At 66.6% G+C, this 24,797-nt stretch carries 27 protein-coding genes; 19 read left to right on the forward strand and 8 right to left on the reverse strand.

All coding sequences use genetic code 11. The annotated features are described in order from the left end of the window. Position 1 precedes the first annotated feature (1 nt). Together ASE95_RS09375 and ASE95_RS09380 are read right to left on the reverse strand one after the other, a co-directional pair. Positions 2-901, reverse strand: coding sequence for an alpha/beta hydrolase (locus ASE95_RS09375; RefSeq protein ID WP_327196711.1), 900 nt, complete (start codon positions 899-901; stop codon positions 2-4). After that, positions 880-2,037: an OpgC family protein gene (locus ASE95_RS09380; protein ID WP_056634888.1), complete on the reverse strand. Its 1,158-nt coding sequence runs from the start codon at positions 2,035-2,037 to the stop codon at positions 880-882. The genes ASE95_RS09375 and ASE95_RS09380 overlap by 22 nt, the downstream gene beginning before the upstream one ends. Positions 2,038-2,122: 85 nt before the next feature. Between ASE95_RS09380 and parC the strand changes: the two genes are divergently transcribed. Next, a complete protein-coding gene (parC, locus tag ASE95_RS09385) occupies positions 2,123-4,372 on the forward strand; it encodes a DNA topoisomerase IV subunit A (RefSeq protein WP_056634891.1) in 2,250 nt (749 codons plus the stop codon). A 93-nt stretch (positions 4,373-4,465) separates the two neighbouring features. Continuing rightward, positions 4,466-6,133 (forward strand): putative bifunctional diguanylate cyclase/phosphodiesterase, encoded by a 1,668-nt coding sequence (locus tag ASE95_RS09390; protein ID WP_056634894.1) that lies wholly within the window; start codon positions 4,466-4,468, stop codon positions 6,131-6,133. Here ASE95_RS09390 and ASE95_RS09395 read toward each other — a convergent pair. The 4 genes from ASE95_RS09395 to ASE95_RS09410 are packed head-to-tail and all read right to left on the reverse strand — an operon-like array spanning position 6,103 to position 8,993. Next, entirely contained in the window at positions 6,103-7,299 is a 1,197-nt protein-coding gene (locus tag ASE95_RS09395) for a CCA tRNA nucleotidyltransferase (protein WP_056634897.1), read from the reverse strand. The genes ASE95_RS09390 and ASE95_RS09395 overlap by 31 nt on opposite strands. Then, on the reverse strand, positions 7,287-7,874 hold the full coding sequence (locus tag ASE95_RS09400) for a CoA pyrophosphatase (protein ID WP_056636114.1): 588 nt from the start codon (positions 7,872-7,874) through the stop codon (positions 7,287-7,289). The genes ASE95_RS09395 and ASE95_RS09400 overlap by 13 nt, the downstream gene beginning before the upstream one ends. A 2-nt stretch (positions 7,875-7,876) precedes the next feature. Next, positions 7,877-8,431, reverse strand: a complete 555-nt coding sequence (locus ASE95_RS09405) for a DUF1285 domain-containing protein (RefSeq protein ID WP_056634900.1) — start codon at positions 8,429-8,431, stop codon at positions 7,877-7,879. 10 nt (positions 8,432-8,441) lie between these two features. Continuing rightward, positions 8,442-8,993 carry a GNAT family N-acetyltransferase gene (locus ASE95_RS09410; protein WP_056634903.1) on the reverse strand — a complete coding sequence of 184 codons (552 nt, stop codon included), beginning with the start codon at positions 8,991-8,993 and terminating at the stop codon, positions 8,442-8,444. A 91-nt stretch (positions 8,994-9,084) separates the two neighbouring features. Here ASE95_RS09410 and ASE95_RS09415 point away from each other — a divergent pair, with 91 nt between their 5' ends. Continuing rightward, positions 9,085-9,717: a glutathione S-transferase family protein gene (locus ASE95_RS09415; RefSeq protein WP_056634906.1), complete on the forward strand. Its 633-nt coding sequence runs from the start codon at positions 9,085-9,087 to the stop codon at positions 9,715-9,717. After that, positions 9,714-10,094, forward strand: coding sequence for a dihydroneopterin aldolase (locus ASE95_RS09420; RefSeq protein ID WP_056634910.1), 381 nt, complete (start codon positions 9,714-9,716; stop codon positions 10,092-10,094). Before ASE95_RS09415 ends, ASE95_RS09420 begins: the two co-directional genes overlap by 4 nt. Here ASE95_RS09420 and ASE95_RS09425 read toward each other — a convergent pair. Then, on the reverse strand, positions 10,069-10,953 hold the full coding sequence (locus ASE95_RS09425; RefSeq protein WP_056634913.1) for a hypothetical protein: 885 nt from the start codon (positions 10,951-10,953) through the stop codon (positions 10,069-10,071). The genes ASE95_RS09420 and ASE95_RS09425 overlap by 26 nt on opposite strands. Before the next feature lie 223 nt (positions 10,954-11,176). Between ASE95_RS09425 and ASE95_RS09430 the strand changes: the two genes are divergently transcribed. From ASE95_RS09430 to ASE95_RS09450, 5 genes are all read left to right on the forward strand, one after another. Then, positions 11,177-11,851, forward strand: a complete 675-nt coding sequence (locus ASE95_RS09430) for an energy transducer TonB (protein ID WP_056634917.1) — start codon at positions 11,177-11,179, stop codon at positions 11,849-11,851. A gap of 70 nt (positions 11,852-11,921) precedes the next feature. Continuing rightward, entirely contained in the window at positions 11,922-12,713 is a 792-nt protein-coding gene (locus ASE95_RS09435) for a MotA/TolQ/ExbB proton channel family protein (RefSeq protein ID WP_056634920.1), read from the forward strand. Positions 12,714-12,826: 113 nt separating this feature from the next. Next, complete coding sequence (locus ASE95_RS09440) at positions 12,827-13,297, forward strand: ExbD/TolR family protein (protein WP_056634923.1); 471 nt, start codon at positions 12,827-12,829, stop codon at positions 13,295-13,297. Between the two features lie 24 nt (positions 13,298-13,321). Continuing rightward, positions 13,322-13,750: an ExbD/TolR family protein gene (locus tag ASE95_RS09445; protein WP_056634926.1), complete on the forward strand. Its 429-nt coding sequence runs from the start codon at positions 13,322-13,324 to the stop codon at positions 13,748-13,750. A 186-nt stretch (positions 13,751-13,936) separates the two neighbouring features. Then, positions 13,937-14,287, forward strand: a complete 351-nt coding sequence (locus ASE95_RS09450; protein WP_235528254.1) for a tetratricopeptide repeat protein — start codon at positions 13,937-13,939, stop codon at positions 14,285-14,287. A gap of 627 nt (positions 14,288-14,914) precedes the next feature. On the opposite strand, the gene dcd is transcribed toward ASE95_RS09450, so the two are convergent. Continuing rightward, the gene (dcd, locus tag ASE95_RS09455; protein ID WP_056634928.1) at positions 14,915-15,469 is read right to left on the reverse strand and encodes a dCTP deaminase; all 555 of its coding nucleotides are present in this window, start codon (positions 15,467-15,469) and stop codon (positions 14,915-14,917) included. Between the two features lie 111 nt (positions 15,470-15,580). Here dcd and ASE95_RS09460 point away from each other — a divergent pair, with 111 nt between their 5' ends. From ASE95_RS09460 to nuoI, 10 genes are all read left to right on the forward strand, one after another. Continuing rightward, positions 15,581-16,045 (forward strand): NUDIX domain-containing protein, encoded by a 465-nt coding sequence (locus tag ASE95_RS09460; RefSeq protein ID WP_235528255.1) that lies wholly within the window; start codon positions 15,581-15,583, stop codon positions 16,043-16,045. 106 nt (positions 16,046-16,151) lie between these two features. Continuing rightward, entirely contained in the window at positions 16,152-16,526 is a 375-nt protein-coding gene (gene ndhC / locus ASE95_RS09465) for an NADH-quinone oxidoreductase subunit A (protein WP_056634929.1), read from the forward strand. After that, positions 16,517-17,086, forward strand: a complete 570-nt coding sequence (locus ASE95_RS09470) for a NuoB/complex I 20 kDa subunit family protein (RefSeq protein ID WP_443025450.1) — start codon at positions 16,517-16,519, stop codon at positions 17,084-17,086. Before ndhC ends, ASE95_RS09470 begins: the two co-directional genes overlap by 10 nt. Beyond that, the gene (locus ASE95_RS09475; protein WP_056634932.1) at positions 17,083-17,931 is read left to right on the forward strand and encodes an NADH-quinone oxidoreductase subunit C; all 849 of its coding nucleotides are present in this window, start codon (positions 17,083-17,085) and stop codon (positions 17,929-17,931) included. The genes ASE95_RS09470 and ASE95_RS09475 overlap by 4 nt, the downstream gene beginning before the upstream one ends. After that, positions 17,928-19,208, forward strand: a complete 1,281-nt coding sequence (locus ASE95_RS09480; protein WP_056634936.1) for an NADH-quinone oxidoreductase subunit D — start codon at positions 17,928-17,930, stop codon at positions 19,206-19,208. The genes ASE95_RS09475 and ASE95_RS09480 overlap by 4 nt, the downstream gene beginning before the upstream one ends. Then, positions 19,208-19,903, forward strand: a complete 696-nt coding sequence (locus ASE95_RS09485) for a complex I 24 kDa subunit family protein (RefSeq protein WP_056634940.1) — start codon at positions 19,208-19,210, stop codon at positions 19,901-19,903. The genes ASE95_RS09480 and ASE95_RS09485 overlap by 1 nt, the downstream gene beginning before the upstream one ends. Next, positions 19,900-21,204, forward strand: coding sequence for an NADH-quinone oxidoreductase subunit NuoF (nuoF, locus tag ASE95_RS09490; protein ID WP_056634943.1), 1,305 nt, complete (start codon positions 19,900-19,902; stop codon positions 21,202-21,204). Before ASE95_RS09485 ends, nuoF begins: the two co-directional genes overlap by 4 nt. Beyond that, the gene (nuoG, locus tag ASE95_RS09495; protein ID WP_056634946.1) at positions 21,204-23,198 is read left to right on the forward strand and encodes an NADH-quinone oxidoreductase subunit NuoG; all 1,995 of its coding nucleotides are present in this window, start codon (positions 21,204-21,206) and stop codon (positions 23,196-23,198) included. The genes nuoF and nuoG overlap by 1 nt, the downstream gene beginning before the upstream one ends. Continuing rightward, a complete protein-coding gene (nuoH, locus tag ASE95_RS09500) occupies positions 23,195-24,241 on the forward strand; it encodes an NADH-quinone oxidoreductase subunit NuoH (RefSeq protein WP_056634950.1) in 1,047 nt (348 codons plus the stop codon). The genes nuoG and nuoH overlap by 4 nt, the downstream gene beginning before the upstream one ends. Before the next feature lies 1 nt (position 24,242). Beyond that, a complete protein-coding gene (nuoI, locus tag ASE95_RS09505; RefSeq protein WP_056634953.1) occupies positions 24,243-24,728 on the forward strand; it encodes an NADH-quinone oxidoreductase subunit NuoI in 486 nt (161 codons plus the stop codon). Positions 24,729-24,797: the final 69 nt, after the last annotated feature.

The raw sequence follows: 24,797 nt of genomic DNA on the forward strand, positions 1-24,797 counted from the left end.
TTCACTTGCCGGCGAACGCCGCAGCGATCAGCCGTCTGGTTTCCGACCAGGCCGGGGTGCCGGGGGTCACCAGTTCGACATGGCCGGTATCGGCGACCTCGTGCAACGCCACCTCGTCCCCGGCGGCCCGCGCCCGGGCGACATAGCCGGTCGCCATGCGCAGCGGGATGATGCGATCCTCGCGGCCGTTGACCAGATCCTGCGGTATCCCGAGCGGCAGCAGCCGCGGGACGGAGGTGTCCGCGTAGGGATCGGTCCGGCCGGTGCCGACCAGCCGCGCGACGACCCGCGTGCCGCAGCCGTTGTCGGGGCTGGCGGCGGTGTCCTCCAGATCGGGCAATCCGCCGAGGCTGACGACATGCGCGATCGCGAGCGGCGTGGCGGTGGCGAGCGGGCTGGACCCGGGAAGGCGGGCGCGGGCGGCGAGCCACAAAGCCAGGTGCCCGCCCGCGGAATGGCCGACCGCGACGACCAGCGACGTGTCGAGCGCAAACCGGGCGGCATGGTCGCGCAACGCGTCGGCCGCCGCCGCCGCATCGGCGAAGGTGCCGGGATAGCCGCCGCCGTCGCGATCGACGCCACGATAGTCGATGTTCCACACCGCATAGCCGGCCGCGCGCAGATCGCCCGCCACCCAGTCCATCAGCCGACGGTCCGCGATCTCCGTCTGCCAGCAGCCGCCGTGGACCATCAGCACGGTGCGGTGTGGCCCCTTGCCCGCCGGCAGCCACACGTCGACCTTCTGCATGGTGTCGGTGCCATAGGCCACCGTCGCGTCGGGCGCGGGGCGCGGGCGGGCGGACAGATCGGCCCAGGTAAGCGGCGCGTGCGGCATGGCCGGCGTACATGCCGCGCCAAGCAGCGCGGCGGCAAGTGCGATCAGGCGCGGCGTTCCCGCCACAGCGCGGGCAGCGACAGCAGGGCGATGCCGCCGAGCGCGACGAGGGTCTTCAACCATTCCGCATACGGCCCGTGACGTTGATCGACATAATAGACCGCATAGACGATCGCGACGTGCCAGACATAGACATGCAGCGAATGTCGCCCGAGCAGGCGCAGGAACGACAGCGAGAACAGCCCGCGCGCCACGGCCGCAGCGCGCCGCACGCCGGGGCGACGATGGTCCGGCCCGGCGATCAGCAGCCATGCCAGCCCGGTCGCGGCGGCGACGAAGTTGAGGAGATAGATCGGGCCGAAGTCGCCGCGGATGCCGAGGGTGTCGATGCGATCGATCAACCATTGCGGCAGGGCACCATAGGCGCTGGCAAAGCGCAGCGGGGCGAAGAACAGGCACGTCGCCAGCGCGGCGATCGCGGGCGTGGCGTCGTCGGCGTGGAACACCTTGCCCCAGACGACGCGACCGGATGCGGTGAGCGCGCCCGCGATCAGCCCGGAAAAGAACACCAATTGCCAGCCGAGCAGGTTGAAGCTGGCGCGCAGTCCCTGTCCGTCGGTGCTCGTCACCCAGCGCCCGAGCGGGTCGGTGAGGACATGCTGAAGGCCCAGTTGCCCCGCGACCCACAGCAGCCCCGATGCGGTGGCGACCAGCGCGACTCGTCCGTCGAGGCACCAGCGCAGCACCGGCGGCGCGACCAGCATGTAGAGGACGTATTGCGGCAGGATGTCCATGACGGTGGGCTGGAACAGGAACGTCGCCACCGCCGCCAGCCGCAGCGGGTCGCCCGGCAGGCTGGTGTGCCCCAGCCAATTGCCCCATGCCACCCCGGCACCGGGCAGCAGCGCACGCGCGACCAGCACCGCGACGACGATGCCCATGGCGTAGCGATACAGCTGGAACGCGCGCCGCCACACCTGGGCTCGACCCTCTTCATAGCCAAGTTTCAGCATCTTGCGGCCATAGACCAGCCCGATCATCAACCCGGACAGGAACACGAACCCCTGCGCGTCCTCGACGAACGCCAGCTTGTTGTGGTTGACCTGCTGCATCCAGTAGTCGCCCTGGAAAACCAGGTGATTTATCAGCATGAAGACGAGGAAGAAGCCGCGCAGGCCGTCGATCATTCCGTAGCGTGGCATTCGCACTCCCAATGGCCCCGACCACGATTCCCGGTCGGGAGCCTCTTAACGCGGACGCTTCCGCCTGATACGCGGATAGCCATTCATGGCCAGCGACCTATCCGACAACCCTCCGATCGGCATATTGGACGCCCCGTTCGACAGTGCGTTGAGCGAGCGGTACCTTGTCTATGCGCTGTCGACGATCACCGCGCGGTCGTTGCCCGACGTGCGCGACGGGCTCAAGCCCGTTCACCGCCGGCTGCTGTGGGCGATGCGGCTGCTGAAGCTCGATCCGGCGTCGGGCTACAAGAAATGCGCGCGTGTCGTCGGCGACGTGATCGGCAAGTACCACCCGCATGGCGACCAGTCCGTCTACGATGCGATGGTGCGGCTGGCACAGGATTTCGCGCTGCGTTACCCGCTGGTCGACGGACAGGGCAATTTCGGCAACATCGACGGCGATAACGCCGCGGCATATCGCTATACCGAGGCGCGGCTGACCCAGGTCGCGATCGACCTGATGGACGGCCTGGACGAGGACGCGACCGAGTTCCGGGCGACCTATAACGGCGAGGAGCAGGAGCCGGAGCTGTTCCCCGGCGCGTTCCCGAACCTGCTGGCCAACGGCGCCAGCGGCATCGCGGTCGGCATGGCGACCAGCGTCCCGCCGCACAATGCCGCCGAGCTGATGGACGCCGCGATCATGTTGATCGACCGGCCCGACGCCGACGATGCCGCGATCCTTGAGCATGTGCGCGGACCGGACCTGCCGACCGGCGGGCTGCTGGTCGATGCGCCCGCGATCATCGCCGAAGCCTATGCGACCGGGCGCGGCGCGTTCCGCGTGCGCGCCCGCTGGGCGATCGAGCGCGAGAAGGGCGGGGCGTGGACGATCGTCGTCAGCGAGATTCCGTACGGCGTCCAGAAGGGCAAGCTGATCGAGCAGATCGCCGGCCTGATCAACGATCGCAAGTTCCCGATCCTCGCCGACGTTCGCGACGAGAGCGACTCGGAAATCCGCATGGTGCTGGAGCCGCGCAGCCGCACCGTCGATCCACAGGTGTTGATGGACGGATTGTTCCGGCTGTCCGACCTGGAGGTGCGCGTACCGCTCAACCTGAACGTCCTCGACAAGGACCGCACGCCGCGGGTCATGAGCCTGCGCGCCGCGCTGGCGGCATGGGTCGAGCATCAGTTCGTGGTGCTGCGCCGCCGGACCGAGCACCGGCTGGGCAAGATCGCCGACCGACTGGAACTGGTTGGCGGCTATATCGTCGCGTTCCTCAATCTCGACCGGGTGATCGAGATCATCCGTACCGAGGACGAGCCGAAGGCGGTGATGATCGCCGAATTCGAGCTGACCGACCGGCAGGCCGAGGCGATCCTGAACATGCGGCTGCGAAGCCTGCGCCGGCTGGAAGAGATGGAATTGCGCCGCGAGCGCGAGTCGCTGGAGAAGGAGCAGGCCGGGCTGGCCGCGCTGCTGGCGTCGGAAGGCAAGCAACGCACGCGGTTGAAGAGCGACTTCCGCAAGGTGCGCGATCGCTACGGCCCGGAGACCAAGCTGGGCGCGCGGCGCACGACGATCGAGGAGCAGGCCGCCGCGCGCGACATCCCGCTTGAGGCGATGATCGAGCGCGAGCCGATCACCGTCATCCTGTCGGCGCGCGGCTGGATCCGCGCGATGAAAGGCCATGTCGACCTGTCCGCGCCCGAGACGCTGAAGTTCAAGGAAGGCGATGGCCCGGCGTTCGCCTTTCACGCGCAGACCACCGACAAATTGCTGCTGGCGGCGGGGAACGGCCGGTTCTTCACGCTGGCGGCCGACAAATTGCCGGGCGGACGCGGGTTCGGCGAGCCGGTGCGTGCGTCGATCGATCTGGACGGCAGCGTGCCGATCGTCGCGCTGCTGAGCGCGAGCAAATCGGCGCGGCTGCTGGTGGCCGCCAGCGACGGTCGCGGCTTCATCGTGCCCGCCGCCGACGTGATCGCGGAGACGCGCAAGGGCAAGACCGTGGTAACCCCGCGCGCCGGCGCGACGCTGGTCGTCGTCTATCCCATCCAGGCGGGGGACGATTTCGTCGCGGTGATCGGCGACAATCGCAAGCTGGCGCTGTTCCCGATCGCCGACCTGCCCGAGATGGGACGCGGGCAGGGCGTGCAGTTGCAGCGGTACGGTGGCGGCGGGCTGGCCGATGCGCGAACCCTGGTGTTCGCGGATGGATTGAGCTGGGCGATGGGCGGCGACAGCGGGCGCACGCGCACCGAAAGCGACCTGTCGCAGTGGCGCACCGCGCGCGGCGCGGCCGGCCGCATGCCGCCGACCGGGTTCCCGCGCGACAATCGTTTCTAGCGCTGGTCCGGGATACGGCCCCCGGCACCGCCGCAGCCGCTCGCCGCCGCACTTAAAGCCCGCCTTAACCCTTCGCCGCTATTGCGATCGGTGATGGCAACGCGTGCGACATGGCTGACCCGGCAACTGGCGACCCAGCCCGATTCGCCCGCGTTGACAGCGCGGGACGGGGCGCTGGACCTGGTGCCGATCCCGCTGGCGCTGCTCGCGATGCACGAAGGCCGCGTGCACCGGGAAAGCCATAACCGCGCCTTCGCGCGCGTCGGACTGATCGACGACCCGCAGATCGCGCCGATGGTCGAGACGTTCCTGGCCGGCAACGTACCGAGCGCGGAGCGCGAATGGCAGACCGGCGCCACCGTCGAGCGGCGGCATTACCGGGTCAGCCTGTCGCGATTGCCGTACCGCAGCGATCCGGCGTGCATCGTTTCGTTCGTCGATCAGACCGCGGAGGTGCGTACCGAGGAGACGCTGCGGCGCGAGATGGCGACCGACAGCCTGACCGGATTGCCCAATCGGGGCGGGTTCACCGACGCGCTGGAGGCGAGCATCGCGCTGGGCGACGCGCCCTGGGCGGTGTTGATGATCGACCTGGAGCGATTCAGCCGCTTCAACGCCTGCCTCGGATCGTTGACGGGCGACGAATTGCTGATGACGGTCGCACGGCGGATCAAGGGCGCGTTGCGCGCGCGCGACACGCTGGCGCGCACCGGCGGTGACGAATTTGGCGTGCTGCTGACGATCGATGCCGGTCGCGAGGAAGCGGATCAGGTCGCGCGGCGCATCCGCGACGCGCTGGCGACGCCGTTCCGGCTGAGCGAATATGAGCTTCGCGTTTCGTGCGCGATCGGGATCGCGTTCGGCGATGCCGGGGTCGGCGACGCGGAGGACATCATCCGCCACGCGCAGGTGGCGATGAAGAAGTCGAAATCGACGAAGAATGCCGAATCGTACCAGACCCGCGCGCTGGACAATGCGCGCGCCGAGTTCGCGATGGAGACCGCGCTGCGTCGCGCGATCGAAGGCGAGCAGCTGAATCTGGTCTATCAGCCGATCTGCGATCTGGCGACCGGGCGGGTCAACGGGTTCGAGGCGCTGGCGCGGTGGACCGACGAACAAGGCGTTCGCCACGAACCGGCCCGCTTCATCCCGGTCGCGGAAGAATCAGGGTTGATCGTTCCGCTGGGGCGTTGGGCGCTCGACAGCGCGTTGCGGACGCTGGCGTCGTGGGACGTGCGCGCCGGCGGGTTCTGCGACGCCGCGGTGGCCGTTAACCTGTCGCCGATCCAGTTGCAGCGCGACAGCATTCCGGCGGTGGTGGAGAAGGCGCTCCACGACTCCGGCCTGGCCGGCGAGCGGTTGAAGCTGGAGATCACCGAGAGCGCGCTGATCGCCGATCCGGACCGGATCGCGCGCGTGCTGACCGGGTTGAAGGGGCTGGGCGTCACGATCGCGATGGACGATTTCGGCACCGGCTTCTCCAACCTCGCCTCACTCCAGAAGCTGCCGATCGACGTGCTGAAGATCGATCGCAGCTTCGTCACCGGGTTGCTGACCGACCGCGACAAGGTGGCGATCGTGCGCGCGATACTGGGGCTGTCGCAGGCGCTGGGGATGGCGACCGTCGCCGAGGGTATCGAGGCGCATGAGGTCGGCCAGACGCTGGCCGCGCTGGGATGCACATTCGGTCAGGGCTATGCCTATGCCCGTCCGCTGGAGCCCGACGACGCCTATGCGTTCCTGCGCGAGCGCAACGCCTGATCCACTTCCGCGTCGGCGATCGCCGCCACGCGTTCCTCCGCCGGGAAGCCTTCCGCGATCCAGCGATCCTCGATACGGCGCAAGGTGTGCGCCACATCCGGCCCCTTCGCCAGCCCGCGCGCCACCAGCGCACCGCCGCCGAGGGGCAGAACGGGCCGATCCCATGCGAGCAGCGGGCGCGGATCCTGCCCCGCCAGTAGCAACCGGTCGATCGCGCCCTCCACGCCGGCGCGATAGCCGAGCGCCAGCGGCCCTTCCTCACCCGCGCCGGCGGTGGCCTGCATCAGCCGCTTGCGATCGACGTTCGACAGCTTCAGCCGCGCGCCGATCGCTTCGGCGGCCTCGGGGGCGATCAGGGCGGCGAGGCGGCGGATCGCCGCTGCGGGAACACCCGCCGCAGCCTCGCGCCCGGCCAGCGTGGCGAGCCGCGCCGCACCGGCCGCGTCGATCTCCGGCAGCACCGGGCGAAGGATGCCGCGTTCCTGCATCAACGCCACCACCGGCACCGCGCGCGGTGCGACCAGCAGCTTGAGCAATTCGGCGGCGATCCGCTCCCGGCTGAGCGCCATCAGGTCGTTGGCGCGCGCGACGCATGCCGCCAGCCCATCCGCGTCGATGACTTCGCCGAACCGCGCATGGAAGCGGAAGAAGCGCAGGATGCGCAGATGGTCCTCGGCGATGCGCCGCAACGGATCGCCGATGAAGCGCACGCGCCGGGCCGCCAGATCGTCGAGCCCGCCGAACCAGTCGAACACCGCGCCGGTCGCGGGATCGGCGTAGAGCGCGTTCATCGTGAAATCGCGCCGCGCCGCATCCTCTCGCCAATCGTCGGAGAAGGCGACCACCGCGTGACGGCCATCGGTGACGACGTCGCGGCGCAGCGTCGTCACCTCGACCATTGTACCGTCGGCGATCGCAGTGACGGTGCCATGCGCGATCCCGGTCGGCACCACCTTGATCCCGGCGGCTTCGAGTCGCCGCACCACCTCCTGCGGCGCGAAGCTGGTGGCGAGGTCGAGGTCGGCAACCGGCAGGCCCAGCAACGAATCGCGCACCGCGCCGCCGACCCAGCGCGCGTGGCCCGACGCGGCGTCCAGCGCCGTCGTCAGCCGGTCGAGACCCGGCCACGTCCGCCATCCGGCGTCGGGCAGCGTCACGCCGGCCATCGCAACCGTCGCGAAAGGTTGACGATCATCCCCGCCGTCGCGCCCCAGATTCGCCGATCGTTCCACAACATCTCCACGTAACGCCGCTCCCGCCCCTCGAACATCGCCGCGGCGGGGCGATGGTTGGCGGCGTCGAGCAGGAAGGCGAGCGGTACCTCGAAGACGCTGGCGACCTCCGCCTCGCTCGTCACCAGCGGCAGATCGGGCGGGATCACGCCGATGACCGGCGTGACGCTGAACCCGGTGCCGGTGCGATACGGGTCGACCGTGCCGATCACCGTTACAGCGGCGCGGGGAAGGGCGATCTCCTCCTCCGCCTCGCGCAGCGCGGCGGCCACCGCATCCTCTCCGGGATCGAGCCGGCCGCCGGGAAAGGCGACCTGACCGGGGTGGTGACGCAGCGTTTCGGTGCGCTGGGTGAGCAACACGCCCGGCTCGGCGCGGTCGGTGATCGCCACCAGCACTGCTGCCGCGCTCAGCGGGTCCATCCCGGAAGGATCTTGATCGTCACCTGCGATCGGCGGCGACCCTGCGGCTCGGGTCAGTGCCGCCGCCAACCGGTCGGCAAGGGGCACCATCACAGCGCGAAGAACGCACCGGCGCTCCACACGCCCGGCGGGCTCGCTCCGTCGGCCAGCGCGCGCTCGACCAGTTCGTAATAGACCGAACGCGCCACGAGCGCCTCCAGGCCTGGGCGGACGAGCAGGTACGGATGCGGCCCATCGGGCTGTTCCACAAAGCGCAGCGGGTGCGCAGCAGATGCCGTGACCACGTCGCCGGTGTTGAGCCGGAACCCCAGCGTCGCGTTACGGCCCTCACCCTCCGCCTTCATTTCCAAAGCGACGAACGGCGCATCCTCCACCGCAATGTCGAGCTTTTCGGCCGGCGTGACAAGGACGTAGCCGCCATCCGGTTCGCGCCGCAGGATACGGCTGAACGCGCGAACCATCGCCGGACGTGCGATCGGCGAGCCCTGATGAAGCCAGGTTCCGTCGCGCGCGATCCGCATCTCGCTATCGCCGCAATGCGCGGGGTGCCAGCGTTCGACCGGCGGCAGGCGATCGTCGGCCGTCAGCCGCGCGATGTCGGCGATCGTCAGCGTGTCGAAATCGGGGGGCGGTGCCATCGGCATGATCGCCCAACTAGGACGCGGGGCGGCCCCGGTAAAGGTCGTGACTTTGCTGCGAGGCGGCTGCATCCGCCGCGACTCGCGGACCCACCGCCCCGCCGCCCGATGGAACCCCGGCCCCGCGCGCGAGCAACCGGTGGCGTTCGACAGGGCCGGGCAGCCGCCACAGCGCGGTCGCCGCCGCGTCGAACCCGAAGAAGCGTCCGTAATATTCCGGATCGCCGATCAGCATCAGCGGCGGCCCGCCCGCCGCCGCGGTCAATGCCGCCTCCATCAACCGGCGGCCATGCCCTTCCTGCTGCCGATCGGGGGCGACCGCGACCGGTCCGACCAGCACCAGCGGCCAAGTCGTGCCGTCGTCGGCGTCGAAGCGCACCGGCCAGCATTGGATCGACCCCAGGAGTCGGTCATCTCCGACCAGTGCGAAACTGAGTTCAGGGATCGCGCGGATGCCGGCGCGGAGGCGGTAGGCGGTCCGCGTGTGACGATCCGCGCCGAACGCGACGTCGAGCAAGCGCTCCACTGCGGCGTCGTCCACCGTCCCGATCGGCACCATCTGGATCACGCGTGCGATTCCTCCTGCCCCGCGATCGAGGTGGACGCCCGGGCGCGCGGGCTTTAGCGGGGTCGGCACCGAACGCAACCGGATTGACCGAATGAAGCTCTACGACGCCGATCGGGCACCCAGCCCGCGCCGGGTGCGGATCTACCTCGCGGAGAAAGCGATCTCGGTCGAGCGCGTTGCGGTGGACCTGCGCGCGGGCGAGCATTTGCAGCCCGCCTATCTCGCGATCAACCCGCGCGGCACCGTGCCGGCGCTGCAACTCGACGACGGCGAGGTGATCGGCGATTCGGTCGCGATCTGCCGCTTTTTCGAGGCACTGCACCCCGATCCGCCTTTGTTCGGCGCGCGTCCGGTCGAGATCGCACGCATCGCGGTATGGACGCGGCGCATCGAAGCGGAGGGCTATGCCGGCGTGGTCTATGCGCTGCGCAACACCGCGGCCCGATTCGCGGGGCGGGCGGAGACGGGCCGCTGGCCGCCGCTGGAGCAGATCCCGGCGCTGGCGGAACGTGGGCGTGCGATGTGGGGCGCGTTCGTCGAAACGCTCGACTCGCGACTCGGCGAAAGCGAGTGGATCGGGGGCGACCGCTACAGCTTCGCCGACATCTCCGCGCTGACGGCGGTGGATTTCGCGACCGCTGCGGGGCTGGGCGGGGCGGGCGAAGCGGCGAACGTCATGCGCTGGTACGAATCGGTCGCGGCACGTCCGAGTGCCGCCGCATGAGCGACGCGCGCGACACGCTTGAACTGGAGGTCCACGACCTCGAGGTGCAGGTACTGACCGGCATCTATTCCGAGGAAACGCACCTGCCGCAGCCGCTGCGGATCGACCTGACCGTGCTGCTCGACGCGCCGTCGCACTACGCGCCGGACACACCGCTGTCCGCGTCCAAGAACTATCTCGACCTGAAACATGCGGCGACCGACGCGCTGTCGACCGCCGGTCATTTCACGCTGATCGAGGCGGTGGCCGATCACATCGCCGAGACGCTGTTCCTCCAGGACGTGCGCGTCCGGCGCGTGAAGGTGAAGATCGTCAAGCTGGCGATCGCGGAGGCCGGCGAATCGATAGGCATCACGCTGGTACGTCATCGCCGCTGACCGGCGGCGCGGCGGCGGGGGTGGAGCGGCAGGCGCCGAGTTGCTCGATGACGAACGCGTAATCGGCCTGCGCCTGGCTCGCGTCGTCGGGTGCCAGCGCCGCGGTGCTGCGTTCGGGCAGGGTCGCGGGCAGCGCGCAGGCCAGCCGATACCATAATAACGTATCGCGTTGCGGCGCGGCCGCGGCGTCGTCGATGATCTCGCTGAGCGCTACGGACCAGCGCGGCTGCTCGCCGGGGCGGCGAAGCACCGACAGGGCGGCGGGGCGGGAATCGCGGGTGCGGAGGAAAATCTGCGTCTCCCCCTCGCCGGGCAAGGCACCGGGAACGTGAAACGCATTGCCGACGTCGGTGATTACCGGAGGTGCATCGGGTGCGGCCAGTTCCGACGCAATCTTGCGCACCCGTTGCTCCAGCGTGGCACTCCAATCCTGCTGCGCACCTGGTTCGACCAGCTGAACTTGCCCCGATTGTCCCGCAACGGGACGCGCAAAGGCCAGAACACGACGCTTTTTCAACGACGGTGGACGGCCTCGCCAATCCGGCGCGGCATCGACCACCCAGCCGATCCGTGACGGGATCGCGCTTGCGCCGCGCACCAGCGTGGCGACGTCGGCCTCCACGTAGAACCGCGTGGTGCCGGGGGTCGCGCCGGCCGCCTCGGCCCCCTTGATGCGCGATGCGGAGCGAATCGTCGCGTCGATCACCAACGGGCTGGCGATCACCAGGTCCGCCAAGGTGGCGTAATCGGGGGTGGCAGCGGCTGCGCTGACCGGCGGTGCGGCCTGGGCGTGGGCCGGGGCGGAGGGCGCGAGCAGCGCAACGCTACAAAAAAGTTGGAAAAAAATACGCTTGGTCATGATGCATGGGATAGACGTGCGCGCATAAACGATACAGAAATAAAAACGTCGCAGTCCGGTTGTACGTTTGTTGCGTCCGACAAAGCGTTTGCGCTCCCAAAACGGGCGCGATAGGACTTGTGTGTCTGTGGTAGTCCATCGGGCGCTACGGAAAGGTAAACAACCCGGCCGGGTCGCGATCCGGCCACGCACGGGCCGCAGGATGAGGGAGTTTCGTTGCTGAATGGCCTATTCTGACCAGAAGATGAGCGGGGGCAAGGTAGGCGCGCTGGTAATCGTCGCGCTGATCCACGTCGCCCTTGGCTATGCCTTCATAACCGGCCTCGCGACGAATTTCGTCAAGAAGCAGGTCGAAAAGTTGAACACGTTCGACGTCGAGGAGCCACCGCCCCCGCCGCCGGAGGAGCCGCCGCCCCCGCCGCCGGACACGCCGATGACGCCACCGCCGGTGGTGTCGCCGCCGCCGATCGTGCGTAACCCGAACCCGCCGCCGATCGCGGTGCAGACGGTTCCGACGCCGCCGACGACGTATGTCCCGACGCCGACGATCGCTCCGCCTGCTCCACCCGCGCCGCCCGCGCCGCCGGCTCCGCCAGCGGTCAGCAAGGCTGCCGGTCTGAAGGGCAACCCGGGCCAGTTCTTCGGGGCCGACAATTATCCTCCGTCGGCGATCCGTGCCGAGGAACAGGGTCGTGTCGTCGCGAAGCTGACCGTGGGCACCGACGGGCGCGTGACCGATTGCGTCGTGACCACGTCGAGCAATTCCTCGGCGCTCGACCAGGCGACGTGTCGCATTGCCAAGAGCCGCGTGCGGTTCAGCCCGGCGATCGATGCCACCGGCAATCCCGTCACCTCCAGCTATACGCTGCCGGTGCGATGGGTGCTGCCAACCAATTGATCCGCGTGACCCTGGCCGCGCGGACCACCATCGCCGGCCGACAACTTATCTGGCTTAAGGAAGAAACCGAATGATCATCAACATCCTCGCCGCGGGTGGGACCGCGGCAGCCGAGAACCAGTTCGGCCTGCAGCAGGCGCTCAAGGAAGGCGGCATCATCTCGCAGTCGGTCTTCACCATCCTGGTGGTGATGTCGGTCGTGTCCTTCTACATCCTGTTCTCCAAGCTGTTCGAGCAGCAGAAGATCATCAACCAGGCCAAGCGCGTGCGGGCGCAGTTCTGGAACAGCAATTCGCTGCGCGAAGGCTCGGCGAAGCTGGAGAAGAACTCGGCGTACAAGCAGCTGGTCGACGACGGTCTGGCAGCCCAGGAGCAGCATTCGAAGCTGACCGATCCGATCGAGGCGCATGACTGGCTGCACGGCTCGCTGGCGCGTTCGGAAGCCGCGATCAACTCGAAGCTGGGTGGTGGTCTGGCGTTCCTGGCGACCGTCGGCGCGACCTCGCCGTTCATCGGTCTGTTCGGCACCGTGGTGGGCATCTACCGCGCGCTGATCAAGATCGGTGCGTCGGGCGATCCGTCGATCGACAAGGTCGCGGGTCCGGTCGGTGAGGCGCTCATCATGACCGCGCTCGGCCTGGTCGTCGCGGTTCCGGCGGTGCTGGCGTACAACTGGCTGCAGCGCCGCAACAAGTCGATCGCTGAAGACCTGTCGGCCTTCTCGAACGACGTGCTCGGCTTCCTGGCATCGAACGGTGCGGTTCGCCCGTCGATCGGCAACACCGTCGCCAAGGCGCCGGTAAAGCCGGCAGCGGCGACCACGACGGCCGGCCAGGCCGGCGGCGTGCAGACCCGCCCGTAAGCGATGGTGCAAGCGGGGCCGCCAGCACGGCGGCCCCGTCGATCACCGCCCGCTGCGCCGTGACCGCCCTGGCGGTGCGGCGTAACGGAATGAAGAATAGGAAAGCCTGATCCATGGCGATGAGCGTTGGCGGGGACTCCGCTGAAAAACCGATGTCGGACATCAACACGACGCCACTCGTGGACGTCATGCTGGTTCTCCTCATCATCTTCCTGATCGCGGTTCCGGTCGCGATCCAGACGGTCAAGGGCATCAAGCTGCCGAGCGTTCGGTTCGATCCGACCGTGACCAAGCCCGAGAACGTCTCGCTCTCGGTCAACTCGGCGGGCGACGGCGGATGCCAGGTGTTCTGGGGCGTCACGCCTGTGACCCACCAGGAATTGCTGGATCGTGCGGTCGCCAAGCTGAAGACCGAGATCGACCGTCAGGGTGGCGTCGGCAATCCTGATCTGGAACTGCCCGAGGCGCATATCCGCGCCGACGTCAACACGCCGTGGCGCTGCGTGGCGGGGACGATCTACAACATGCAGATGGCCGGCTTTGCCAAGGTCGGGTTCATCTCGCAGCCGACCGTCGCCGGTTGACGCGGCAAGTGAGGAGTAGCTGACATGGCAATGAGTGCTGGCCGCGATGACGGCGAACCGATGATGGAGATGAACACGACGCCGTTGATCGACGTCATGCTCGTGCTCCTCATCATGTTCATCATCACCCTTCCGGTCCCGACGCATGCCGTGAAGGTCGATCTGCCGGTCAACGATCCCAAGGCGCAGAAGCCGCCGGTCGACCCGATCAAGAACAAGATCGCGATCGACGCTGCTGGGGGGATCACCTGGAACGGCACACCGGTGAATTCGGGTGTGCTGCGCCAGTATCTGGACCAGTCGGCGGCGATGAGTCCGGAGCCCGAGCTGCAATTCCAGCCCGATCCGGCGACCCGCTACGACGTGGTCGACCAGACGCTGGCCGACATCAAGCGGTCGAACGTGACCAAGCTGGGGTTCGTCGGCAACGAGCAATATTACAAGGAGTTCTGATCGCCTCGGCGGTCCGGTCTCCGACGGAAGTGAACGGGCGGTCCTGCGGGGCCGCCCTTTTTCGTCGGAGGGCCGGCGGCAGGCGGTGGTACCCCGAAACCGCTTGCGCGGTTGTCAAATAAGTGACACCTTCATGTCATAAAAACGTAACGCGCTTGTCGGGCGCGTACGAGACAGGAGGGTGAAATGCTCAAGAACATCATGTTCCCTGGCGTGCTAGTCGCAGCTTTGTCAGTGATGCCGGCGAGTGCGAAGGATCGCGTCGGCTATCAGGCGATTGCCGCTGGCAGCCTGACCCAGGCGGAGCGTACGATCGAGGCCGAGCGGACGATCTTCCCCGAGCGCCCTGAATTGATGCTCAATCTCGCGGCCATCTACGCACGGACTGGCCGTGACGCGCAGGCCCGTGCCCTATATGGTGATGTGCTGGGCGCCGATCCCGTTGCCATGGATCTGGCGGATGGCAGCGTTCAATCGTCGCATACGCTGGCGCAGAAAGGCCTGGCGCGGCTGACGACGACGATGGCGACCCGCTAATCAGGCGTTGCCTGCGGGGCACATTGTGTTGCCCTCGCGACACCCCGACCCTCCCGTGGTTCGGCGACGAGGCTGTGGTGGAGAGCGACGTCGTACCGTAGGTTGACGACCGAAGCCGGCACGTGGGCCACATTCCGGCGTAAATGTCCCATGTTGCCGGCACTCCGCCGGCGGTATGAGTGGCCGGTGAGTACGGCGACCTGATCTTTTGGCCGACCGGCCGGACAAAGCGATCGCGCCGGATATTGCCAGCGTCTCCGCTCGGCTCGATGGTCAGGCCATACGAGGCCCTGTGCTTGCTCCCTCCCGAGGGGCCAGGCTGATCGGCCATTTCGCCTGGGGCACTACCTTTACGCGGCGGGATGCTTGTCCCGACCGCGGCTTCTTCCAAACTTCTCATGCGTGACAGCGATGGTCGCGTTCCGTGTGATCCGTTCGTTACGGCACCTGACGCGAACCGAAGTCGTCCTGCATCGAACCGCCGGATGCGGGGCAGGCCAGCTGGGCACGAGATGTTGCCGCAACGTCGAGAGCCTGATCTGGTCGCGCACCTCCATGACGCTTGGCCGGGTGACCGGAGTCGCAAGTGGCTCGTGCGAAGGAGCCGAGACGACGACGGCGCGCCTCTTACAATCGCGGCAACGTCACTCCACGCTGCCCCATGTACTTGCCGGCGCGATCCGCATAGCTCGTCTCGCACGGCTCGTTGCCGCTCAGGAACAGGAACTGGCACGCTCCCTCGTTGGCATAGATCTTGGCCGGCAGCGGGGTGGTGTTCGAGAATTCGAGCGTCACATGGCCCTCCCATCCCGGTTCAAGCGGCGTGACGTTCACGATGATGCCGCATCGAGCGTAGGTGGACTTGCCGAGACAGATCACCAGTACGTCGCGCGGGACGCGGAAATATTCCACCGTGCGGGCCAGCGCGAAGCTGTTGGGCGGGATGATGCAGACGTCGGTCTTGCGATCGACGAAGCTGTTGGCGGCGAAGTCCTTGGGGTCGACCAGCGCGTTGTCGACGTTGGTGAAAATCTTGAACTCGTCCGCGACGCGCGCGTCATAGCCGTAGCTGGACAAGCCGTAGCTGATGCAGCCGTCGCGGCGTTGCGACTCGACGAACGGCTCGATCATCGCGTCACGCTGCGCGTGCTCGCGAATCCAGCGGTCGGACATGACGGACATGATGCAATTCCCCCGATAGACAGTGCGCTTTCGCGGCTGGCGCGACGGCGCGCAAGGTCCGCGTGCCGCCGCGATGGCGGGTCGGGCCTGCATGGGCTAGGCAAAGCGGCGATGCTGTCGTCGCTCCTGCCGCTCGCCTATCGCTTACGCCTCCGGATGCTGGCGCTGCTGAAATGGCCGACGCGCGGCGTAAAGTTGATCGTGAGCGATGCTGATGGACGGGTGCTGCTGGTCCGCCACCGTTACGGGCGCAGCGACCTTTATATGCTGCCGGGCGGCGGGATCGGGCGTGGCGAAGCGCCGACGATGGCGGCGGCGCGCGAATTGCGCGAGGAGACCGGCTGCACGGTGCACGCGCTGACGTTGATCGCGCGTCACGAGTCGCGAACGGAGGGGCGGCCCGACACCGTGTTCCTGTTCGCCGCGCGCACCGACGATACACCGGTGCCCGACCGGCGTGAACTGGCGGAAGCCATCTTCGTCGACCCCGGCGCGCTGCCGGCCGCTACGTCGCCGGCGACTCGGCGACGGATCGCGGAGTGGCAGGGCCGCCGCCCACGCGATAACGCATGGTAGTCAGCTGCGATTCATTCTCACCGCCTCGCGGCCTTGCCCCTCCGGGGGCGGGGGTCTAGAGCGTGCCCGTTCCGTTCGCAGCTGCGAGAGAGGCGAGAGAGACATAGTGGTCGATCTGTCGCAATACCTACCGATCCTCCTGTTCCTGGGGGTGGCGCTCGCCTTGTCGAGCGCGTTCGTCTTCCTGCCGATGGCAGTGGCCAAGCTGACCGGCGCGGCCAAGCCGTCGCCCGAGAAGCTGTCCGAATATGAATGCGGGTTCCCCGCGTTCGAGGACAGCCGATCGCAATTCGATGTGCGATTTTATCTCGTGGCGATCCTGTTCATCATCTTCGATTTGGAAGCGGCGTTCCTATATCCTTGGGCAGTCAGCGTTTTCACGCTGGGCTGGACCGCCTGGATCTCGATGATGATCTTCATCGCCGAACTGGCGCTCGGCCTCGTCTATGCATGGAAGAAGGGAGCGCTGGAGTGGGAGTAGAAGCACACTCCGGGCCGATCGGGCTCGTCAACAATCCGGAACCGGCGGGCGGCGTATTGGCGCCCGATCAGGGATTCTTCGACAGCCTGAACGGTGAATTGACCGACAAGGGCTTCCTGGTCACGTCAACCGAAGACCTGTTCCAGTGGGCGCGTACCGGCTCGCTGTGGTGGATGACGTTCGGGCTGGCGTGCTGCGCAGTGGAGATGATCCACGTCAACATGCCGCGTTACGACATGGAGCGGTTCGGCGCCGCGCCGCGTGCGTCGCCGCGCCAGTCGGACGTGATGATCGTCGCGGGTACGCTCTGCAACAAAATGGCACCGGCGCTGCGCAAGGTCTATGACCAGATGTCGGAGCCGAAGTACGTCATCTCGATGGGGTCGTGCGCCAATGGCGGCGGCTATTACCATTATAGCTACAGCGTCGTGCGCGGCTGCGATCGTGTCGTTCCGGTCGACATCTACGTTCCGGGCTGCCCGCCGACCGCGGAGGCGTTGCTGTACGGCGTGATGCAGTTGCAGCGGAAGATCCGCCGTTCGGGGAGCATCGAACGGTGAGGGCGCCTGCTCCTGCATTTGCCGCGACGCTGAACGACGCCACGATCGATGCGGCACGCGGCGCGATCGGCGCGGCCTTGCTCGATGCGTTCGTGGTGGCGGGCGAGGTGCAGCTGCATGTTTCTTGCGACGCGTTGGTGCCGGCGCTGACCGCGCTGCGCGACACGCCGGGGCTGGAATACCAGCAGTTGATGGAGATCGCCGGCGTCGACTACCCGGAGCGCGTCGAGCGCTTCGAGGTGGTGTATTGCCTGTTGTCGCTGACGCGCAACCATCGTCTCCACGTCCATGTCGGCGCGACCGAGGACACGCCCGTGCCGTCCGTGACGGGGCTGTGGCCGGTCGCCGGCTGGCTGGAGCGCGAGGTGTACGACATGTTCGGCGTGCTGTTCGCAGGCAACCGCGATCTGCGCCGCATCCTCACGGATTATGGCTTCCGCGGCCATCCGTTCCGCAAGGACTTCCCGCTGAGTGGCTTCGTCGAGATGCGCTACTCCGAGGAGTTGAAGCGGGTCGTGTACGAGCCGGTGAAGCTGGCGCAGGATTTCCGCACTTTCGACTTCACCAGTCCATGGGAGGGCGCGGAATACGTGCTGCCCGGCGACGAGAAGGCGAAGCTGCCCGAGGCGAAGGGCGCGCCGACACCGGCCACCGCGACCGAGGTGCAGAAGGCCGGAACCGGCGAAACGCCGAAGCGCGATGCGCCGGCACCGAGCCAGCCCTACGCTAAGAAGGACACGACCAGCACCACGCAGACCGGTGCCGGGCGTCCCGAAGCCGATGCCGAGCCGAAACCGGCCGACCCCGACGTCGTGCCGACGAAGGACCGAGGGCAGAATCAATGACCGACACGCTCGTCCAGAAGGATCAGGCGGTCGACCGCGAGGTCGATCCGGCGATCGAGAAGATCGTCCATGCCACCGACGCCTCGCACCCGAACGAGGGCGACGTCGCGATCCAGAATTACACGATCAACTTCGGTCCGCAGCATCCGGCCGCGCATGGCGTGCTGCGGCTGGTCATGGAGCTGGACGGTGAGATCGTCGAGCGGATCGACCCGCACGTCGGCCTGTTGCACCGCGGCACCGAGAAGCTGATCGAATACAAGACCTACGCGCAGGCGCTGCCGTATTTCGACCGGCTCGATTATTGTTCGCCGATGTGCATGGAGCATACGTTCGTGCTGGCGGCAGAAAAGCTGCTCGATCTCGAAGTGCCGTTGCGTGCGCAGTACATTCGCGTGCTGTGCGCGGAGCTGACGCGTATCAAGAACCACATGCTGAATCTGGGTTCGCACATCATGGACGTCGGCGCGATGACGCCGAACCTGTGGCTGTTCGAGATTCGCGAAGACTGTATGGGTTTTTACGAGCGGATTTCGGGCGCGCGCATGCACGCCAATTACTTCCGCGTCGGGGGCGTGCACCAGGATCTGCCGGTCAAGCTGCTCGCCGATCTGGCGGAATGGCTCGACACGCGATTGCCGCGGTTGTTCGAAGATGCGATCAGTCTGGTGGCCGACAACCGCATCTTCAAGCAGCGCAACGTCGATATTGCGACGGTCAGCCGCGAGGATGCGATCGCCTGGGGCTTCTCCGGCCCGATGATCCGCGCCGCCGGCGTGCCATGGGATTTGCGCAAGTCGCAGCCATATGACGTTTACGCGAAGATGGACTTCGACGTGCCGGTCGGAACGCGTGGCGATTGTTACGATCGGTTCATGGTGCGCGTGGAGGAGGTTCGCCAATCGGCGCGGATCATGAAGCAGTGCCTGCGCGATATGCCGGAAGGGCCGATCGCGTCGCTCGATCGCAAGGTCGTGCCGCCGAAGCGCGGCGAGATGAAGCGATCGATGGAGGCGCTGATCCATCACTTCAAGCTGTATACCGAGGGCTATCACGTTCCGGCGGGCGAAGTGTATGTCGCGACCGAGAGCCCGAAGGGCGAATTCGGCGTCTATCTGGTCAGTGACGGCAGCAACAAACCGTACCGCTGCAAGATCCGTCCCACCGCTTTCTCGCACCTGCAGGCGATGGATTTCATGAGCCGCGGCCACATGCTGGCGGACACCACCGCCATCTTGGGCGCGATGGATATCGTTTTTGGCGAATGTGACCGCTGATGGCTGACGCACCCGTAATCCCCGACGAAGCGGAAGTCCGCGCACGCTGGAGCGCGTTCCAGTGGAGCGACGACAGCAAGGCGAAGCGGGACGCGATCCTGTCGCGTTACCCCGCCGGGCGCGAGCAATCCGCATCGATCCCGCTGCTCGACCTGGCGCAGCGGCAGGTCGGCGCGGAGACGCAGACGCAGGGCTGGCTGCCTGTTCCGGTGATCGAGTTCGTCGCACGCGAAATCGGCGTGCCGTACATGCGCGTGTACGAGGTGGCGACCTTCTACACGATGTTCAATCTGGCACCCGTCGGCCGGTTCCACGTGCAGGTGTGCGGCACCACCCCGTGCATGTTGCGCGGGTCGGACGACGTGCTGGCGGCGTGCAAGAACAAGGGCCTCATCAAGGGGCGCACCACGCCCGATGGCCTGTTCACGCTGACCGAGGTCGAGTGCATGGGCAATTGCGCGTCGGCGCCGATGGTGCAGATCAACGACGACAATTACGAGGACCTGGATTACGATCGGACGATCGCGATCATCGATGCGCTGGCCAGCGGCGGCACGCTGCGGCCGGGCACGCAGGAGCCGGGGCGTCACACCGTCGAGCCGAAGGGCGGACCGACCTCGCTGACCGCGATGGTGACCGACAATCACGATTACCGGTCCGAATGGGGCGATGCGACGCAGGAGGTTGGAGCATGAGCCTGCACGATCGCGACCGGATCTTCACCAACGTGTACGGTTATCAATCGTGGCGACTGGACGCCGCGATGGCGCGTGGCGATTGGGACAATACCAAGGCGCTGCTCGAACTCGGGCAGGACAAGATCATCGACGTCGTCAAGGCATCGGGATTGCGCGGGCGCGGCGGGGCGGGATTTCCGACCGGCACGAAATGGTCGTTCATGCCCAAGGAACCCAAGCCGGACCGGCCGAACTTCCTGGTCATCAACGCCGACGAGTCCGAGCCGGGATCGTGCAAGGACCGCGAGATCATCCGCCACGATCCGCACAAGCTGATCGAAGGCGCGCTGGTCGCGGGGTTCGCGATGCGGGCGCGGGCGGCGTATATCTATATTCGCGGTGAGTATATCCGCGAGGCCGAAACGCTGTTCGCGGCGGTCGCCGAGGCATACGACAAGGGGCTGGTCGGCAAGAACGCCTGCGGCTCCGGCTATGACTTCGACGTGTTCGTTCATCGCGGCGCGGGTGCGTACATCTGCGGCGAAGAGACCGCGATGCTCGAAAGCCTCGAGGGCAAGAAGGGCCAGCCGCGCCTTAAACCGCCGTTCCCCGCCGGGGCGGGGTTGTATGGCTGCCCGACGACGGTCAACAATGTCGAATCGATCGCAGTCGCGCCGACGATCCTGCGGCGCGGTGCCGCGTGGTTCTCCGGCTTCGGTGCGGAAAACAATCGCGGGACCAAGCTCTTCCAGATCTCGGGGCACGTGAACACGCCCTGCGTGGTCGAGGAAGCGATGAGCATCCCGTTCCGCGAACTGATCGAGAAGCATTGCGGCGGTATCCGTGGCGGCTGGGACAATCTGCTCTGCGTGATCCCGGGTGGTTCGTCGGTGCCGCTGGTGCCCGCCAAGGACATCATCGACGCGCCGATGGACTTCGACGGATTGAAGGCGGTCGGCTCCGGGCTCGGCACCGCGGCGGTGATCGTCATGGACAAGTCGACCGACGTCGTGCGCGCGATCAGCCGGCTTTCGTACTTCTACAAGCACGAGAGTTGCGGCCAGTGCACCCCGTGCCGGGAGGGCACCGGGTGGATGTGGCGGATGATGGAGCGGTTGCGGACCGGCGACGCCGAAATCGGCGAGATCGACATGCTGCAGCAGGTGACCAAACAGGTCGAGGGTCACTCGATATGCGCGCTGGGCGACGCCGCAGCGTGGCCGATCCAGGGCCTGATCAAGCATTTCCGGCCCGAGCTGGAACGTCGCATCAAGGAACGGGGGGGTGACCTCGCCCCCATGCAGGAAGCTGCCGAATAATGCCCAAGGTCAAAGTCGACGGAGTCGAGATCGAGGTGCCGCAGGGTGCCACCGTGCTGCAGGCATGCGAGCTGGCCGGCAAGGAGATCCCACGCTTCTGCTATCACGAGCGACTGAGCATCGCCGGCAATTGCCGGATGTGCCTCGTCGAGGTGAAGCCCGGCCCGCCGAAGCCGCAGGCGAGCTGCGCGCTGCCGGCGGCGGAGAACCAGGAAATCTTCACCAACACGCCGATGGTGAAGCATGCCCGCGAGGGCATCATGGAATTCCTGCTCATCAATCACCCGCTCGATTGCCCGATCTGCGATCAGGGCGGCGAGTGCGACTTGCAGGACCAGTCGGTCGCTTACGGTCGCGGCCATTCGCGGTTCGACGAGAACAAGCGCGCGGTGACCGAGAAGTACATGGGGCCGATCGTGAAGACGGTCATGACCCGCTGCATCCAGTGCACGCGCTGCATCCGGTTCGCCGAGGAAGTCGCGGGGGTCGAGGAAATCGGCGCGATCTATCGCGGCGAGAACATGCAGATCACCTCCTATCTGGAGGAAGCGGTCACCAGCGAATTGTCCGGCAACGTGGTCGATCTGTGCCCGGTGGGCGCGCTGACCAGCAAGCCATACGCGTTCGAGGCGCGTCCGTGGGAGCTTCGCAAGACGCTGACCATCGACGTCATGGATGCGGTGGGCACCAACATTCGCCTCGACAGCCGCGGTCGCCAGGTGCTGCGTTGCGTGCCGCGCGTCAACGACGACGTGAATGAGGAATGGGCGAGCGACAAGACGCGCCATGCGGTCGATGGTCTGGTGCGCAAGCGGCTCGACCGCCCGTATGTGCGGCGCGATGGCAAGCTGCACGCCGTAAGCTGGGACGAGGCGTTCGCGGCGATCGCGGCGGTGGATCACGGCGGCTCGATCGCGGCGGTCGCGGGCGATCTGGTCGATTGCGAGACGATGTTCGCGGCCAAGGCGATGCTCGCCTCGCTCGGCTCGTCGCTGCTCGAAGGACGGCAGACCGGCATGGACTATGATACGTCCAGCCTTGCGGCGGTGAATTACAATACAACGATCGCGCGCACCGAAGAGGCGGACGCGATCCTGCTGATCGGCACGAACCTGCGCTGGGAAGCGCCGCTGGTGAACACGCGCATCCGCAAGGCGATCAAGAAGGGGGCCAAGGTCTTCGCAATCGGACCGGAAACCGAGCTGACCTACAAGGTCGAGTGGCTCGGCGCCGACCTGAGCGTGCTCGGGAACCTGCCCGAGCGGGTGAACGAGTTGTTTGGCAAGGCGGCCAAGCCGATGGTGATCGTCGGCGGTGCAGCCCTGAAGGGGGCGCATGGCGCGGCGCTGGGTCTGGTCGATACGCTGGGGTTGGTGAAGGACGGGTGGAACGGCTTCAACGTCGTCCACATGGCGGCGAGCCGAATGGGCGGGTTGATGCTCGGCTATGCGCAAAAGGCGGGTATTTCCGCGCTGTACGATGCGAAGCTCACCTTCTTCCTTGGCGCTGACGAGTGCGATCATGCGCGTTTCAGCGGTTTCAAGGTCTATGTGGGTCATCACGGCGATCGCGGCGCGCATCACGCCGACGTGATCCTGCCGGGTGCCAGCTATGCCGAGAAATCGGGGACGTGGGTCAATCTGGAAGGGCGCGTGCAGCGTGGCGAGCGGGCGGTGTTCCCGCCGGGCGATGCGCGTGAGGACTGGACGGTCTTCCGGGCATTGAGCGAGCGACTGGGTCGCACGCTGCCGTTCGACACGCTCGACGCGCTGCGCGCGGCGATGGCGCTCGATTGCCCCGATCTGGCCACGCAGGGTCTGCGCACCTTCGCGTGGACCTCGCCCGCGCCGGGCACTGCCGCGCAGGGTGTGCTGGAAGGCTATCCAATCAAGGACTTCTACCTGACCAACGCCATTTGCCGGGCGTCGCCGACGATGCAGCGTTGTTCGGCGGAACTGGTGCATGGCGAAAGCTTTGCGGAGGCGGCGGAGTGACCGACTTCTTTCAACATACCGTCGGCCTTTCGTTCGACTGGGCGTGGTTCCTGGCGACGATCGCGGGCATCCTGCTGATCGCGTTGCCGCTGATGTTGTCGGTGGCGATGATCATCTACGCCGATCGCAAGATCTGGGCGGCCATGGCGCTGCGGCGCGGGCCGAACGTCGTCGGCCCGTTCGGGTTGCTGCAGTCGTTTGCGGACGGATTAAAGGTGTTCCTGCAGGAAACCATCGTTCCATCGGCCGCGAACCGCGGGCTGTTTCTGCTCGCGCCGATCATCACGTTCACGGTCGCGTTGATCGTCTGGGCGGTGGTGCCGTTCCAGCCCGGCGTCGTGCTGGCGAACATCAACGTCGGACTTCTCTACGTGCTCGCGGCGTCGTCGCTTGGCGTGTACGGGATCATCCTGGCAGGCTGGTCGTCCAACTCGAAATACCCGTTCTTCTCGGCCATCCGGGCTGCGGCGCAGATGGTGAGCTACGAAGTCGCGATCGGCTTCGTGCTGATCTCGGTGGTGCTGTGGGCGCAGTCGTTCAATCTGGGGACGATCGTCGAGGCGCAGAAGGGCTTGTACGGCTTCATCAACGGCTTCGGGTTCAACCCGCTGTTGTTCCCGATGAGCGTGGTGTTCCTGATCTCGTCGCTGGCCGAGACGCAGCGTGCGCCGTTCGACCTGACCGAGGCGGAAAGCGAACTGGTCGCGGGGTATCAGACCGAATATTCGTCGATGGCCTTCGCGCTCTACTGGCTTGGTGAATATGCCAACGTGCTGCTGATGTGCACGCTGAACGCCACGTTGTTCTGGGGTGGGTATCTGCCGCCGTTCGACTGGGCGCCACTGTACGTCGTGCCGGGGATTATCTGGCTGTTCGCCAAGATTCTGTTCTTCTTCTTCGTCTTCTCGTGGATCAAGGCGACGGTGCCGCGTTACCGTTACGACCAGCTGATGCGGCTGGGCTGGAAGATCTTTCTGCCGCTATCGCTGTTCTGGGTGTTCCTGGTATCGGGCGTGCTGATGTTCATGCGCGTGGGAGTGTAAGATGGGTATCGCGCAAACGATCAAGGCGTTCACACTCTACGAGTTCGTGAAGGCGCATGCGCTGACCTTGAAGTATTTTTTCAAGGCCAAGGCGACGATCAACTATCCGTACGAGAAGAATCCGCTGAGTCCGCGATTCCGTGGCGAGCACGCCCTGCGCCGCTATCCCAACGGCGAGGAACGCTGCATCGCGTGCAAGCTGTGCGAGGCGGTGTGCCCGGCGCAGGCGATCACGATCGAGGCCGAACCGCGTGATGACGGCAGCCGCCGCACGACGCGCTACGACATCGACATGACCAAGTGCATCTATTGCGGCCTGTGTCAGGAGGCGTGCCCGGTGGACGCGGTCGTGGAAGGCCCGAACCTCGATTTCGCGACCGAAACGCGCGAGGAACTGATCTACGACAAGGCCAAGTTGCTCGACAACGGCGACCGGTGGGAACGCGCGATCGCCGCGAACCTTGCCGCCGACGCGCCGTACCGGTAGGCGCTCGCGTGACATCAGGGGTCGACATGATTTTGACGGTTCATTTCAGCGTGCTCCGCGGGCGCATGC

The organism is Sphingomonas sp. Leaf231 (assembly GCF_001421995.1).
Taxonomy (GTDB): domain Bacteria; phylum Pseudomonadota; class Alphaproteobacteria; order Sphingomonadales; family Sphingomonadaceae; genus Sphingomonas.